General features: G+C 68.7%; 10 protein-coding genes. 6 read left to right on the top strand and 4 right to left on the bottom strand.

Features of this window, described 5'->3' with window-relative positions:
* Positions 1–50: 50 nt before the first annotated feature.
* Together ligD and J2X42_RS22440 are read right to left on the bottom strand one after the other, a co-directional pair.
* Positions 51–1,295: a non-homologous end-joining DNA ligase gene (gene ligD, locus J2X42_RS22445; RefSeq protein WP_310168222.1), complete on the bottom strand. Its 1,245-nt coding sequence runs from the start codon at positions 1,293–1,295 to the stop codon at positions 51–53.
* 119 nt (positions 1,296–1,414) lie between these two features.
* Positions 1,415–2,788: an 8-oxoguanine deaminase gene (locus J2X42_RS22440; protein WP_310168220.1), complete on the bottom strand. Its 1,374-nt coding sequence runs from the start codon at positions 2,786–2,788 to the stop codon at positions 1,415–1,417.
* Positions 2,789–3,182: 394 nt separating this feature from the next.
* Here J2X42_RS22440 and J2X42_RS22435 point away from each other — a divergent pair, with 394 nt between their 5' ends.
* The 6 genes from J2X42_RS22435 (at position 3,183) to J2X42_RS22410 (ending at position 11,375) form a co-directional block, all read left to right on the top strand.
* Positions 3,183–3,677, top strand: coding sequence for a nucleoside deaminase (locus J2X42_RS22435; RefSeq protein ID WP_310168218.1), 495 nt, complete (start codon positions 3,183–3,185; stop codon positions 3,675–3,677).
* Positions 3,678–3,692: 15 nt separating this feature from the next.
* On the top strand, positions 3,693–5,255 hold the full coding sequence (locus J2X42_RS22430; RefSeq protein WP_310168216.1) for an NCS2 family permease: 1,563 nt from the start codon (positions 3,693–3,695) through the stop codon (positions 5,253–5,255).
* A 112-nt stretch (positions 5,256–5,367) separates the two neighbouring features.
* Entirely contained in the window at positions 5,368–6,597 is a 1,230-nt protein-coding gene (locus J2X42_RS22425; RefSeq protein WP_310168215.1) for an XdhC family protein, read from the top strand.
* Entirely contained in the window at positions 6,588–7,517 is a 930-nt protein-coding gene (locus J2X42_RS22420) for an FAD binding domain-containing protein (protein WP_310168213.1), read from the top strand. The genes J2X42_RS22425 and J2X42_RS22420 overlap by 10 nt, the downstream gene beginning before the upstream one ends.
* Positions 7,518–7,520: 3 nt before the next feature.
* On the top strand, positions 7,521–10,370 hold the full coding sequence (locus J2X42_RS22415; RefSeq protein WP_310168211.1) for a molybdopterin cofactor-binding domain-containing protein: 2,850 nt from the start codon (positions 7,521–7,523) through the stop codon (positions 10,368–10,370).
* A gap of 24 nt (positions 10,371–10,394) precedes the next feature.
* Complete coding sequence (locus J2X42_RS22410) at positions 10,395–11,375, top strand: aldo/keto reductase (RefSeq protein WP_310168209.1); 981 nt, start codon at positions 10,395–10,397, stop codon at positions 11,373–11,375.
* A gap of 83 nt (positions 11,376–11,458) precedes the next feature.
* Here J2X42_RS22410 and nboR read toward each other — a convergent pair whose 3' ends face one another.
* Complete coding sequence (gene nboR / locus J2X42_RS22405) at positions 11,459–12,073, bottom strand: nicotine blue oxidoreductase (RefSeq protein ID WP_310168207.1); 615 nt, start codon at positions 12,071–12,073, stop codon at positions 11,459–11,461.
* A gap of 43 nt (positions 12,074–12,116) precedes the next feature.
* Positions 12,117–13,661: transketolase-like TK C-terminal-containing protein (locus tag J2X42_RS22400; RefSeq protein WP_396134133.1), on the bottom strand; the 1,545-nt coding region annotated here is incomplete at its 5' end.

Here is a 13,661-nt window from a genome sequence, read left to right as displayed (position 1 = left end):
CCTTTTCCGTGTCGCGGGGGCTTTCGCGCGTCGCCAGTGTGCCGCCGGGGTCAGGACCCGGGCCGTCCCGGCCACTCCCTGCCGGCCCACGGGTCGTAGTCGGAGATGAGCTCCTCCTGCGGCGGGCGCTCCGCTTCGGGGACGTGCTGCAGGTTCACCCGCACCCGGTACCAGAGCGAGCTCGATCCCCGCATTCCGTCCACGAGCACGTCGGCGGGGTGCAGGGCCGGTACGACGGCGGCATGCCGGGTCTTCCATTCGTCGAGCGCCGCGAGCGCCTCGGGTTTGGTCCTGGTACGGGCTACCTCGATGAGCGGCATCAGTGAATGGCGGCGGCCGGAACCGTCGCCGCCGCGGGGCGGCTTTTCGGCAGGGCCGAGTTCGGCGGCCAGGGCGAGGAGCCCATCGAGTGAGCCCACCGCGTCGTCGATGCCGGTGTGCGGGTCGCCCACCTCGGCGTAGCGGCCGGGCACCGTGCGTACGGTGAACTGTTCGGGGCGGGTGGAGCGGACCTCGTCCCAGGTGAGCGGCGTCGAGACCCTGGCATCCGGTAGTGCCCGGATCGAGTACGCGGATGCCACGGTGCGGTCCTTCGCGTTCTGGTTGAAGTCGACGAAGACACTCTCGCCGCGCTCCTCCTTCCACCACCGCGCGGTGGCCAGGCCGGGAGCACGGTTTTCGACTTCGCGGGCGAGGGTCTCGGCGGCGAGCCGCACGTCGCGGTAGGACCATTGCGGCGCGATGCGCACCAGGATATGGAGCCCCCGTGATCCGCTCGTCTTTGGCCACCCCACCAGTCCGACGTCGTCGAGCACCTCCCGGGCGACATAGGCGACGTCGACGATCTGTGACCAGCTGACTCCCGGCATCGGATCGAGGTCCACCCGGAGTTCGTCGGGGTGCTCGAGGTCCTCGGCGCGTACGGGATGCGGGTTGAGGTCGAGGCAGCCAAGGTTCACCACCCATGCCAGGCCCGCAGCATCCCTGATGACGGCCTCCTCGGCCGACGTCCCCGACGCGTAGCGCAGCGTGGTTGTGTCAATGAAGCCGGGGTGGTTTTCGGGCACCCGCTTCTGGAAAAACGGCTCAGCGTCGATGCCCTTCGGGAAGCGCTTGAGCACCATGGGCCGGCCTCCGGCGCCGCGCAGCGCACCCTCCGCGACCGCGAGGTAGTAGCGCACGAGGTCGAGCTTGGTCAGCCCGGGCTCAGGGAACACCACTTTGTCCGGACTCGAGATTCGCACCTCGGTGCCGTCAATGGTGAGGATCTCGGCCGGAGTCTTGGACGGGCTCATGCCGCCACGCTAGCAACGATCGGACGAAAGTGGGATAGGCCCGTTTCGACGGTTCCCTGCACGCTCGACGTCGCTGGACATCGTGTGGGCAGGGAACCGTCGAAACGGCGAATCCAGCCCTACCCGTTCACCAGCCGGCGCGCTGCGGCGGAGTGCTCCGCGATCAGCCCGGCAACATCCAGTCCCGGAATCTGCCCGTCCACCACGCGCCACTGCCCGCCCACCATGACCCGGTCCGCCCGGTCCGCCGCGCACAGCAGCAGCGCGGCGATGGGGTCGTGGCTGCCGGAGAAGCGCAGGTCGTCCAGCCGGAACAGGGCCAGGTCCGCCTGCATCCCGGGCGCCAGCTGCCCCAGGCCGGGGCGGCCCAGGACGGCCGCGGAGCCCCGCGTGGCCCAGCCCAGCGCCCGCTCCACCGGGACATCGGCCCCGTACCGGAGCCGCTGCAGGTACAGCGCCTGCCGTGCCTCGAGGATCATGTTGGACGCATCGTTCGACGCCGATCCGTCCACTCCCAGCCCCACGGGAACTCCCGCGTCCTCCAGTTCCAGGACGCGCGCGGTGCCGGATGCCAGCCGCATGTTGGAGGTGGGGCAATGCGCGACGGCGGTGCCCGCGGCTCCCAGCCGGGCGATCTCGGCGTCGCTGAAGTGGATGCCGTGGCCCAGCCAGGTGCGGTCCGTCAGCCATCCCACGCTGTCCAGGTAGTCAACGGTGCGCAGGCCGAACATCTCCCGGCAGAAATTCTCCTCGTCCAGGGTTTCGGCCAGGTGGGTGTGCAGCCGGACGTCCAGCCGTCCGGCCATCAGTGCGCTTTCGGCCATGATCTCCTTGGTTACCGAAAATGGTGAACAGGGGGCGAGGGCTATCTGGATGACCGCGTCATCGCCGCGCTCGTGGTACTGGCCGATCAGGCGTTCGCTGTCCTCCAGCACCACCTCGGGAGCCTGCACCGTCGACTGCGGCGGCAGGCCGCCGTCGTCCGTTCCCAGCGTCATGGAACCGCGTGTGAGTGTGGCGCGCATCCCGAGCCGGCGGACAACGTCCACCTCCACATCAACAGCGTGTTCGAGGCCGTCCGGGAACAGGTAGTGGTGGTCGGCCGCGGTGGTGCAGCCGGAGAGCAGGAGTTCGGCCAATGCAACGGTGGTGGCGAGTTCCAGGTCCTTGGGCGTGAGGCGCGCCCATACGGGATACAGGTTCTGCAGCCACGGGAAGAGTGGGGCGTTCGCCACCGGACCCCAGGCACGGGTGAGCGTCTGGTAGAAGTGGTGGTGCGTGTTGATCAGGCCCGGCAGCAGGACGTGGTTGCCGGCGTCGAACGTCTCCCCGCAAGGCGCCGAAGGCTGCTGGCCCGCGGCAAGGACCTCGACGATGACGCCTCCGCTGACCACCAGGCCGCCCGAGGCGTCCAGTGCATTGGCGGTGAAGGCGGCCTGCGGGTTTTTGATCCAGAGCCGGGTGGCTGTGCTGTGAGGGGGGATGGCGTTCATGGGATTCCTTTGGCTGGAAGGGGCAGTAGGTGATTCCAGCTCAGTGAAGCCCTGTCTGCTGATCCAGGTGGCCGCGGCTGCGGGCAGCGGCGGTTGGGGATCAGCGTAGGGGCGCTGCGGGCAGCCCGTCAATGGCCGCCAAATGTGACTGCCGGGCGTGAAGGCCATGAAACATAGATTTCACATTGCGAAATTAAATTTCCAGAAAACTATGGCGCAGGCCACACCGTGGTGCTAATCTCGAACTTGCCAAAGGCGGGCACCCGGACTTCGGGAAGCTATCTACCAGGCGCAACTTAACCTTCACAGCACATGCTGAAGCCTGGTAACCGTCGCATCTGGTTCTACTGGTCCCGCAACGGGATACCGGCTTCCAAGCAAAGGGAGTCGCATCATGAGTACCACCGTCACGGCCGAACAGTATTTGGCCCGATCCATCCAGTTGGCCACGGCCAACGTCCTGAACAGCGGGGGCCCGTTCGGGGCCATGATCGTCACGGCTGATGGCCAGACGTTCGACGGCGTCAACCGCGTCACCGCCGACAACGATCCCACCGCGCACGCCGAGGTCACCGCGATCCGCACCGCCTGCCGGGAACTGGGAACGTTCGATCTCACCGGCGCAGTCCTCTACACGAGCTGCGAACCATGCCCCATGTGCCTGGCGTCCGCACTCTGGGCCCGCGTCCAGCGGGTCGTCTTCGCCGCCGACCGGCACGATGCCGCCTCCGTAGGCTTCGACGACGCCGTCTTCTACGAATACTTCGAGAACCGGAACCGCGATTCCCTGATGCCGGTGGCCAAGCTCGCGCTGGACGATCCGCAGGCACCCACGCCGCTGGAGCCGTTCAACACCTGGAACACGCTCGAATCCAGGATTGACTACTAGGGCCCGGTGGCAGACATGACCATCCTGGATCATTCCCACGAGGAGCATTCGGCTCCGAAGCCCGCCCGCACTTCGGCACGCACTGCAACGCCGGCCCCCGAGGCACCGCAGGCGCCAGGCCAGACGCCCAACACACCCAAGTCGCCGGCGTCGAAAGCCCTGGACCGCTTCTTCCAGATCACCGAGCGCGGCTCAACCATCGCCCGCGAATTCCGCGGCGGCCTGGTCACCTTCTTCACCATGGCCTACATCGTGATCCTGAACCCGCTGATCCTCGGCGGGTTCGCGGCGGACAACGCCCCCACCGACGTGGCCGGCGGCTGGCTTTCCGCCGCCCAGGTGGGAGCAGTCACCGGGCTGACGGCCGGCGTCATGACCATCCTGTTCGGGCTCGTCGCCAACCTCCCGTTCGGGCTGGCCGCCGGGCTGGGCATCAACTCCTTCCTCGCCGTCTCGGTCATCCAGGAAGTCACCTGGGCCGAGGCCATGGGGCTGGTGGTCATCAACGGCATCCTGATCGTCCTGTTCGGCATCACCGGCGCCCGTACCGCCATCTTCCGGGCCGTCCCCAAGGAACTTAAGGCCGCCATCACGGTGGGAATCGGCCTGTTCATCGCGTTCATCGGGTTTGTGGACTCCGGCTTCATCCGCGCCACCGTGGCCGGCCCGCCCGTCCAGCTGGGCGACGGCGGCTCCATCACCTCCGTCCCCACCCTGGTGTTTGTGGTGGGCCTGCTGGCCATGGGCATCCTCGTGGCCCGCAAAGTCCAGGGCGGCCTGCTGATCGGCATCGTGGCCACCACCTTCCTGGCCGCCGTCGTTGAAGCCTTTATGAAGATCGGCCCGGCCAGTGCCACCAACCCCGGCGGCTGGCACCTGAACACCCCGGTCCTCTCGGGCCAGCTCGTGTCCGCCCCGGACCTGGGCCTGGTGGGTCAGTTCGACATGTTCGGCGCGTTCGGCCGGATCGGCGGGCTCGCCGCCACGATGCTGGTGTTCACGCTGGTCTTCACCAACTTCTTCGACGCGATGGGCACCATGACGGGCCTGGCCAAGAGCGCCGGCGTGGCCCACAAGGACGGCACGTTCCCGCGGCTCAAGGCAGCCTTCATCGTCGAAGGCTTCGGGGCTGTGGCAGGCGGCGCAACGTCGGGCTCCTCCAACACCGTATATATCGACTCCGCGGCCGGGATCGGCGAAGGCGCCCGCACCGGCCTGGCATCGGTGGTCACCGGCGTGCTGTTCCTGGGCTCCATGTTCCTCACCCCGCTGACCAGCGTTGTTCCGCTGGAAGTGGCCGCCGCTGCCCTGGTGGTGGTGGGCGCGATGATGATGGCGCAGATCCGCGAGATCAAGTTCAGCAAGTTCTCCGTGGCCCTGCCTGCCTTCCTCACCATCGTGACCATGCCGCTGAGCTACTCGATCGCCAACGGCATCGGCGTGGGCTTTGTGTCCTGGGCGATCATCGGGGCAGCCTCCGGGAAGGCAAAGAAGATCCATCCCCTCATGTGGGTGGTCAGCGCCGGCTTCCTGGTGTACTTCGCCCGCGGCCCGATCAACCTGCTGCTGGGCGCCTGACCGGGCGCCTGACCGCATTTCACTTCACAACCGCCGGACCGGTGCTTGGTCCGGCCCCCGATAGGAACGACAATATGGAAACCACCGCCGCGCCGGAAGAAGGAGTGCCGCCATGCTGGACCTGATACCTTCGCTCAGTTCCTGGCCGCCTGCCTTGGCCGGAGAGCGGTATGCCGTGGCCACCGTTGTTACGGCCACCGGTTCGGTGCCGCGGCCGGTGGGCACGTCCATGCTGGTCGCCGAGTCCGGGGCTGTCCTGGGCAGCCTGTCCGGCGGTTGTGTGGAAGGCGCCGTGGTGGCGCTCGCCCTCGAGGCAATGCACGACGGCGGCACCCGCCACGGGACCTTCGGCTACAGTGCCGCGGACGCCTTCGCCGCCGGACTCACCTGCGGCGGTGAACTCGGGATCCACATCGAGCCCGCCGGCCGCAGCCTGCGCGATGCCCTGGTCCGGCTGGCCGCCGTCCCGCCGGGGGAGCCCGTGGCGCTGGTCCGCCGGCTCGATGCCGACGGCAGCGGCGCCGTCGTTATCCCGGACCCGGCCACGTTCAGCGTGGCCGGGTCCGCGGAAGCCGCCGCGCTGCTGGGACGGGCGGGGCACCCAGCCCTGGACCGCACCGGCGTGGTGCAGCTCGAATCGTTCGTCCGCGGCGGTGGCTCCGGCGTCGTCACGATGGCCGCCCCGGGCATGTGCCCCACGGGATCCGGCCCGGCAGCCCCGGACGAAGCGCGCCACCCCGTCACCCTCTTGGTGGAAACCCGGCTCGCCCCGCCCCGCATGCTGGTGTTCGGCGCCAACGATTTCGGCGCAGCCCTGGTGCCGGCCGGCAGACTGCTGGGCTACCGGGTGACCCTGGTGGACGCCCGCCCCGCTTTCGCCGGCCAGGCCCGCTTCGCCTGCGCCGACGACGTCGTCACGGACTGGCCGCACCGGTACCTCGCGGCAGAAGCCGCCGCGGGCCGGCTCGACCGGCGCACTGCAGTCTGCGTGCTGAGCCACGACCCCAAGTTCGACATCCCGCTGCTGGAGACGGCGCTGGCCCTGGACCTTGCCTACGTCGGCGCCATGGGATCGCGCCGCAGCCACCTCCAGCGGGTGGATGACCTCCTCAACACCGGGGTGCTGCCCGAAAGGATCGCGCAGCTGCACTCGCCGATCGGGCTGGACCTTGGCGCCGTAACCCCGGCCGAGGTGGCCGTATCCGTCACGGCGGAGCTCATCGCGTCCCGCAGCCGGAAGTCCTCCTGCACGCCGCTCCGTGAAACCTCCGGACCCATCCACGCGCCCGCCGCACCGCCGGCGCCCACCCACATCAGCCAGCAGGAGATCGCATGGACATGAACACCATCGAGGCGGTGGTCCGCACCACCGACCCCGCCGACTGGCGCGACGGCGACGCCTGGCTGGCCGGCGGCACCGTCCTTTTCTCCTACGGCAGCTACGCGTTCGGGCCGGAACCGCTCAAACGCCTACTGGACCTGGGATCCGCAGGCTGGACACCCGTCGCCGTCACGGACGACGGCATCGACCTGGCCGCAACCTGCACGGTAGCGGAACTCTACGCCCTCCCGGAATCGCCGGACCTGGCCCGGCGGGACTGGCCCGCGCTGGACCTTTTCCGGCCCAGCTGCGACTCCTTCGTGGCGTCCTTTAAGGTCTGGAACATGTCCACGGTGGGTGGAAACATCTGCACGGCACTCCCGGCCGGACCCATGACCTCCCTCTGCGCCGGGCTCGACGCCGTGGCCACTATCCTGGGTCCCGGCGGCACCACCCGCACCGTCCCCGTGGCCGACTTCGTCACCGGGGACGGGACAAACAGCCTGGCACCCGGGGAGCTGCTCCGCAGCATCCACCTCCCGGCGTCGGCCCTTGCCTCCCGCGTGGCGTTCCGCCGCCTGTCGCTGAGCAACCTGGGACGCTCCGGCGTCCTGCTCATTGGAAGGCTCGACGGCGGCACCTCCCTGGTCCTGACCGTCACCGCAGCGACCAAACGGCCCGTGCAGCTGCGCTTCCGGCACCTGCCGGACGCCGCCGAACTGGCGGCCGCGCTGGACGACGCCGTCCCACAAAACCTTTACCACAACGACATCCACGGGCTGCCGGCCTGGCGGCAGGACATGACGTACCGCCTCGCCGAAGAGATCCGGGCCGAGCTCGCCGCGCCTGAATCGGCGCCGCGCGTGTCCGGCGACTTCTGGCCGCCGCAGGTGCGCAGTTCGCCGTCGCCGCACGAGCCAACACAGCAGGAAGGGGCCTGACGAATGGCCATCGAGATCAACGGCATTCCGGCGGAAGCCGGGCCGCGCCCCGGGCAGTGCCTGCGGACATTCCTGCGGGAGCAGGGCAACCTTGGCGTCAAGAAGGGCTGCGACGGCGGCGACTGCGGTGCCTGCACCGTGCACGTGGACGGCACCCCGGTGCACAGCTGCATCTACCCGGCCGTCCGGGCCGAGGGGCACGCCGTCACCACAATCGAAGGGCTGGCCGGGACGTCCGGCGCCGCGGGCGGGGAACTGCATCCCGTCCAGCAGCAGTTCCTGGAGCGGCAGGGCTTCCAGTGCGGATTCTGTACCGCCGGCATGCTGATGACCGCGGCCACGTTCACCGACGAACAGAAGGAGAACCTGCCCCGCAACCTCAAGGGCAACCTGTGCCGCTGCACGGGTTACCGCGCCATCGAGGACGCCGTCTGCGGGCACGCCGGCCACCCGGATCCGGCCGGACCGGGTTCCGGCATCGCGGGCGAGGGCCAGCCCGAACCGCGGCCCGGCGGGATGGGCGACGACGTCCCCGCCCCCGCCAGCCGTGCCATCGTCACGGGCACCGCCCGCTACACCCTGGATGTTCCCGCCGGCCAGCTGCCCGGGCTGCTGCACCTGAAGCTCCTGCGCTCGCCGCACGCCCACGCCCGTGTCCTCGGCATCAACACCGAAGCGGCGCTCAAAGTGCCGGGAGTGGTGGCCGTATTTACGCACGAGGATGCCCCCGCGCAGCTGTTCTCCACCGCCCAGCATGAGCTGTACACGGACGACCCGGACGATACCCGGGTACTGGATGACGTGGTGAGGTTCCGCGGGCAGCGGGTCGCCGCCGTCGTCGCTGAATCTGTTCAGGCCGCCGAAGCCGGTGTCCGGGCAATCACCGTGGAGTACGAAATCCTCGACGCAGTGTTCACCCCGCAGGATGCCATCCTGCCGGGGGCACCCACCCTCCACGGGGAGAAGGACGCGACCACGGCACGGATCGCCCGGCCGGAGCGGAACGTGGTGGCCGAACTCCACTCGGAACTGGGCAACGTCGAGCAGGGTTTCGCGGCCGCCGGTTTCGTCCATGAGCAGACGTACCAGACCCAGCGGGTCCAGCACGTCGCGCTCGAGACCCATGCCTCCATCGCCTCGGTGGACAGTGGCGGCCGGCTCCAGGTCCGCACGTCCAGCCAGGTTCCGTTCCTGGTGCGCCGCACGCTGTGCCGGGTCTTCGGCCTGCCCGAGGACCAGGTCCACGTGGTGGCCGGCCGCGTGGGCGGCGGTTTCGGCGGCAAGCAGGAGGTGCTGACCGAGGACATCGTGGCGCTCGCCGCCCTGAAACTGGGCCGGCCCGTCCAGCTCGAACTCACCAGGACGGAGCAGTTCACCGCCACCACCACCCGGCACCCGTTCAGCATTAAGCTCAAGGCCGGCGCCAGCGACGACGGCCGGCTGACCGCCCTGAAACTGGACGTCCTGACCAACACCGGCGCGTACGGCAACCACGGCCCGGGCGTGATGTTCCACGGCTGCGGCGAGTCCCTGGCCGTCTACAAATGCGACAACAAAAAAGTGGACGCCCAGGCTGTCTACACCAACACCGTCCCCTCCGGCGCCTTCCGTGGCTACGGCCTGAGCCAGATGATTTTCGCGATCGAATCCGCCATGGATGAGCTTGCCATCGGGATCGGGATGGACCCGCTCGAGTTCCGGCGCCGGAACATGGTGCGCGAAGGCGACGACATGCTCTCCACCCATCCCGAGCCGGAGGAGGACGTCCACTACGGCAGCTACGGCCTGGACCAGTGCACCCGCCTGGTCCGGGATGCCCTGGACCGGGGTGCGGAGCGGTACCGCTCCGCGGGGCTTGATGACCTCGGCCCGGACTGGGCCACCGGCGAGGGCACCGCGCTGTCGATGATCGACACGGTGCCGCCGCGGGGCCACTTCGCCCATGCGAAGGTCCGGCTCCTGCCGGACGGAACGTACCAGGCCGACGTCGGCACGGCCGAGTTCGGCAACGGCACCACCACGGTGCACGCCCAACTGGCCGCCACCGCGCTGGCCACCGAGGCTGCGCGGGTTGTGGTGCGTCAATCGGACACCGACCTGATCGAGCACGACACTGGCGCGTTCGGTTCGGCCGGCACGGTGGTGGCCGGGAAGGCGACCCTTGCCGCCGCGGAGGAACTCGCCGTCCGGATCCGGGCGTTCGCCGCCGGGATCCGGCAGATCCAGTCCTCCGGCTGCGTCCTCGACGGCGACACTGTGGTGTGCGAGGGAACGCCCGTGCCGCTGGCGGAACTGGCGCACTCGGCTGCGGAAGCCGGCGTCGAACTCGCCGCCGAGGGACGCTGGGGCGGCACGCCGCGGTCCGTTGCTTTCAACGTGCACGGCTTCCGCGTTGCGGTGAACCGCGGCACGGGCGAACTGCGGATCCTGCAGAGCGTCCAGGCCGCGGACGCGGGCGTGGTGGTCAATCCGCGGCAGTGCCGCGGCCAGATCGAGGGCGGGATCGCGCAGGCGCTGGGGGCCGCGCTGTACGAGGAGGTGGTGGTGGACGACGCCGGCCGGGTCACCACGGACATCCTTCGCCAGTACCACATCCCCACCTTTGCCGACGTGCCACGGAGCGAGGTCTACTTCGCCGACACCAACGACAAACTGGGCCCGCTCGGCGCCAAGTCGATGAGCGAAAGCCCCTTCAACCCGGTGGCTCCCGCCCTGGCGAACGCCATCCGGAACGCCACAGGAGTGCGGTTCGCTTCGCTGCCCATTGCGCGGGACAAGATCTACCTCGGGCTGAAGGAGGCAACGCGGGGTCACAAAAAGCCCAAAGAAGCGGCCCGGGCGGGCAGGATCTGACCCCGCGTTGCATATAGTCGTGGGATGGAACAGCGCAGATTAGGCAAGACCGGACGGAACGTCTCGATCGTGGGGCTGGGCACCTGGCAGCTCGGCGCTGACTGGGGAAACGTGGACCACGGACAGGCACAGGCGATCCTGGCCGCCTCGGTGGAAGCCGGCGTCACGCTCTTCGACACGGCCGACGTCTACGGCGACGGCAAGAGCGAGCAGGCCATCGGCGCGTTCCTTAAGGACAATCCCGGGCTGGACATCACCGTGGCCACCAAAATGGGCCGCCGCATGGACCAGCAGCCGGAGAACTACACCCTGGCCAACTTCCGCCAGTGGGTGGACCGGTCGCGGAAGAACCTGGGCACGGACAGCCTGGACCTCGTCCAGCTGCACTGCCCGCCCACGTCCGTCTACAGCAGCGCCGAAGTCTACGACGCGCTGGACACCCTGGTCTCCGAAGGCGCCATCCGCAACTACGGCGTCAGCGTGGAACGCACCGACGAGGCACTCGAAGCCATCCGGCATGAAGGCACCGCCTCCGTCCAGATCATCCTCAATGCCTTCCGGCTGAAGCCACTGGACGAGGTCCTGCCGGCGGCGAAGGCGGCAGGGGTGGGTATCATCGCCCGCGTTCCGCTCGCCTCCGGCCTGCTCACGGGCAAGTACACCAAGGAAACGACCTTCGCGGACAACGACCACCGCAATTACAACCGCAGCGGCGAATCGTTCGACGTCGGGGAGACCTTCTCCGGTGTGGACTACGAACTGGGGCTGAAGGCCGTGGCCGAGTTCGAGCAGCTGGTCCCGGACGGGGTTGGCACGACCCAGGCGGCCATCGCCTGGATTGCTGCCCAGGACGGCGTCACGACTGTCATTCCCGGCGCACGGACCGTGGACCAGACCACGGCGAATGCTGCCGCCGCCGGCGTTTCCCTCAACGGCGAATTCGACGAGGGCGTCCGCTGGATCTACGACCACTACTTCCGCGAGGCCATCCACCCCCGCTGGTAGCCCGCCCGTCTTGGCGCGAACTGGCAGTAAATGACCTTAAACCGCGTGTTTGACGTCATTAGCTGCCAGTTCGCGCTTCGAATCTAACCCAGCAGGTGGAGCTGTTCCGGAGTGTCGACATCCTGGCCGGTGGACTGGTCGCTGCAGTCCACCCCATCCACCAGCTCCGGGTGCGCCTGCAGGAAGCCGCGTGCCCCGGCGTCGCCAACCACGGTACTGGCCACTGCGTCCCGGAGTCCGACGTCGATGAGCAGCGGATGCCCCCGGCGCACCGTACCGTCCGCACCGCCGTCGCCGTAAGCGGCTGCGGTGATCCGGCCCGGACGGTGGGCGGCCAAGAGGCGCCCCACCGTCCGGAGGGTCAGGCCCGGCTGGTCCACCAGCGCAATCAGCAGGTGGTCCCGGGGGTCCGCCGCGGCGTTGCCCAGCAGGAACGAGCTGCCCATGCCGGACTGCCAGTCCATGTTGACCACCGTCCGGTAGCGGTCCAGCTCGGCGATGGACGCGACGTCGGCGGCACCGGCGCCGAGCACCACCACCACCTCACGGCAGCCGCCGTCGAGCAGTGCCCCGGCGATGGATTCGACGAGCGGCCGGCCGCGGTAGGGGAGGAGGGCCTTGGGCCCCTTCCCCAGCCGCCTGCCGGCGCCGGCCGCAAGGACAACCGCGGTGGTCCTGGTCTCGGACATGTTCCCCATAGCCATACCCTAGCCGCCCGGTCAGTGATTGGTCGGGGACACCTCAGGCGTCGCCGCCGGCCCCTCCGGTGGTGCCGGCGTTGACGTCCAGGAGCTTGTAGCGGTCCATGGCGTACTGCGGTGCGCCCTCCTCCACCTCGCCCCGGGCCGCAAGCAACTGCAGGGTCTTCACCACGATGGAGTGGGTGTCGTTCTTGAAGAAGCGGCGTGCGGCTGCACGGGTGTCGGAGAAGCCGAAGCCGTCCGCGCCGAGCGAGGCGAACTGGTTTGGCAGGAACTGGCGGATCTGGTCCGGGACGGCCTTCATGTAGTCCGAAACCGCCACGACCGGTCCCGTCGCATCGGCCAATTGCCTGGCGACGAACGGGATCCGGGCGGGTTCGCCGGGGTTCAGAAACGCTTCTTCCTCGGCGGCCATGCCGTCGCGGCGCAGTTCGTTCCAGGACGTGACGGACCAGACGTCGGCGGAGACGCCCCAGTCCTCAGCGAGGATCCGCTGGGCTTCCAGCGCCCAGGGCACTGAGACTCCGGACGCCAGGATCTGGGTCCGGGGACCGTCGATCTTGGCCGGAGCCAGAAGGTAGATGCCCTTGAGGACGCCTTCAACATCAAGCTCGTCGGGTTCGGCGGGCTGGGTGATCGGCTCGTTGTAGACGGTGATGTAGTACATCAGGTTCCGGTCAGCCGAGTCGGGTCCGTACATCCGCTCGATGCCGTCGCGGATGATGTGGCCCATTTCGTAGCCGTAGGCGGGGTCGTAGGTGACCACTGCCGGGTTGGTGGCGGCGAGGATGGGAGAGTGGCCGTCGGCGTGCTGGAGTCCTTCGCCGGTGAGGGTGGTCCGTCCTGCGGTGGCGCCGATGATGAAGCCGCGGGTCATTTGGTCCGCGGCTGCCCAGAAGGCGTCGCCGGTGCGCTGGAAGCCGAACATGGAGTAGAACACGTAGACCGGGATCAGCGGCACGCCGTGGGTGGCGTACGCGGTGCCGGCGGCGGTGAAGGCTGCGACGGCGCCGGCTTCGTTGATGCCGGGGTGGATCAGCTGGCCCTGGGCGGATTCCTTGTAGGCCAGGACGAGGTCCCGGTCCACGGACAGGTAGTTCTGGCCGCCCGGGTTGTAGATCTTGGCCGTGGGGAAGAACGCGTCCATGCCGAAGGTCCGCGATTCATCCGGGACGATGGGCACAACCCGGTGTCCGAACTTCTTGTCGCGGAGCAGGTCCTTCAGCAGCCGGACAAAGGCCATGGTGGTGGCCGCCTGCTGCTTGCCCGTGCCCCGCTTGGCCACGTCGAATGTCTTTGCCTCGGGAAGTTCAATTTCCTGGTGGTTCGGCCGACGTTCGGGGACGGCGCCGCCCAGCACCCTTCTCCGCTCGAGGAGGTAGGCGATCTCGGGGGCATCCGCGCCGGGGTGGTAGTACGGCGGGCTGTAGGGGTCCTCTTCCAGCCGGGCATCCGAAACAGGGATCCGGAGGTAGTCGCGGAATTCCTTCAGGTCGTCCAGGGTGAGTTTTTTCATCTGGTGGGTGGCGTTGCGGCCTTCGAAGTGGGGTCCGAGTCCGTAGCCCTTGACGGTTTTGGCGAGGAT

Source organism: Arthrobacter sp. BE255, assembly GCF_031457335.1.
In the GTDB taxonomy this organism is placed as follows: Bacteria; Actinomycetota; Actinomycetes; order Actinomycetales; family Micrococcaceae; genus Arthrobacter.
The sequence above is the reverse complement of the archived record's forward strand: the minus strand, read 5'-3'. Positions and strand labels throughout refer to the sequence as shown.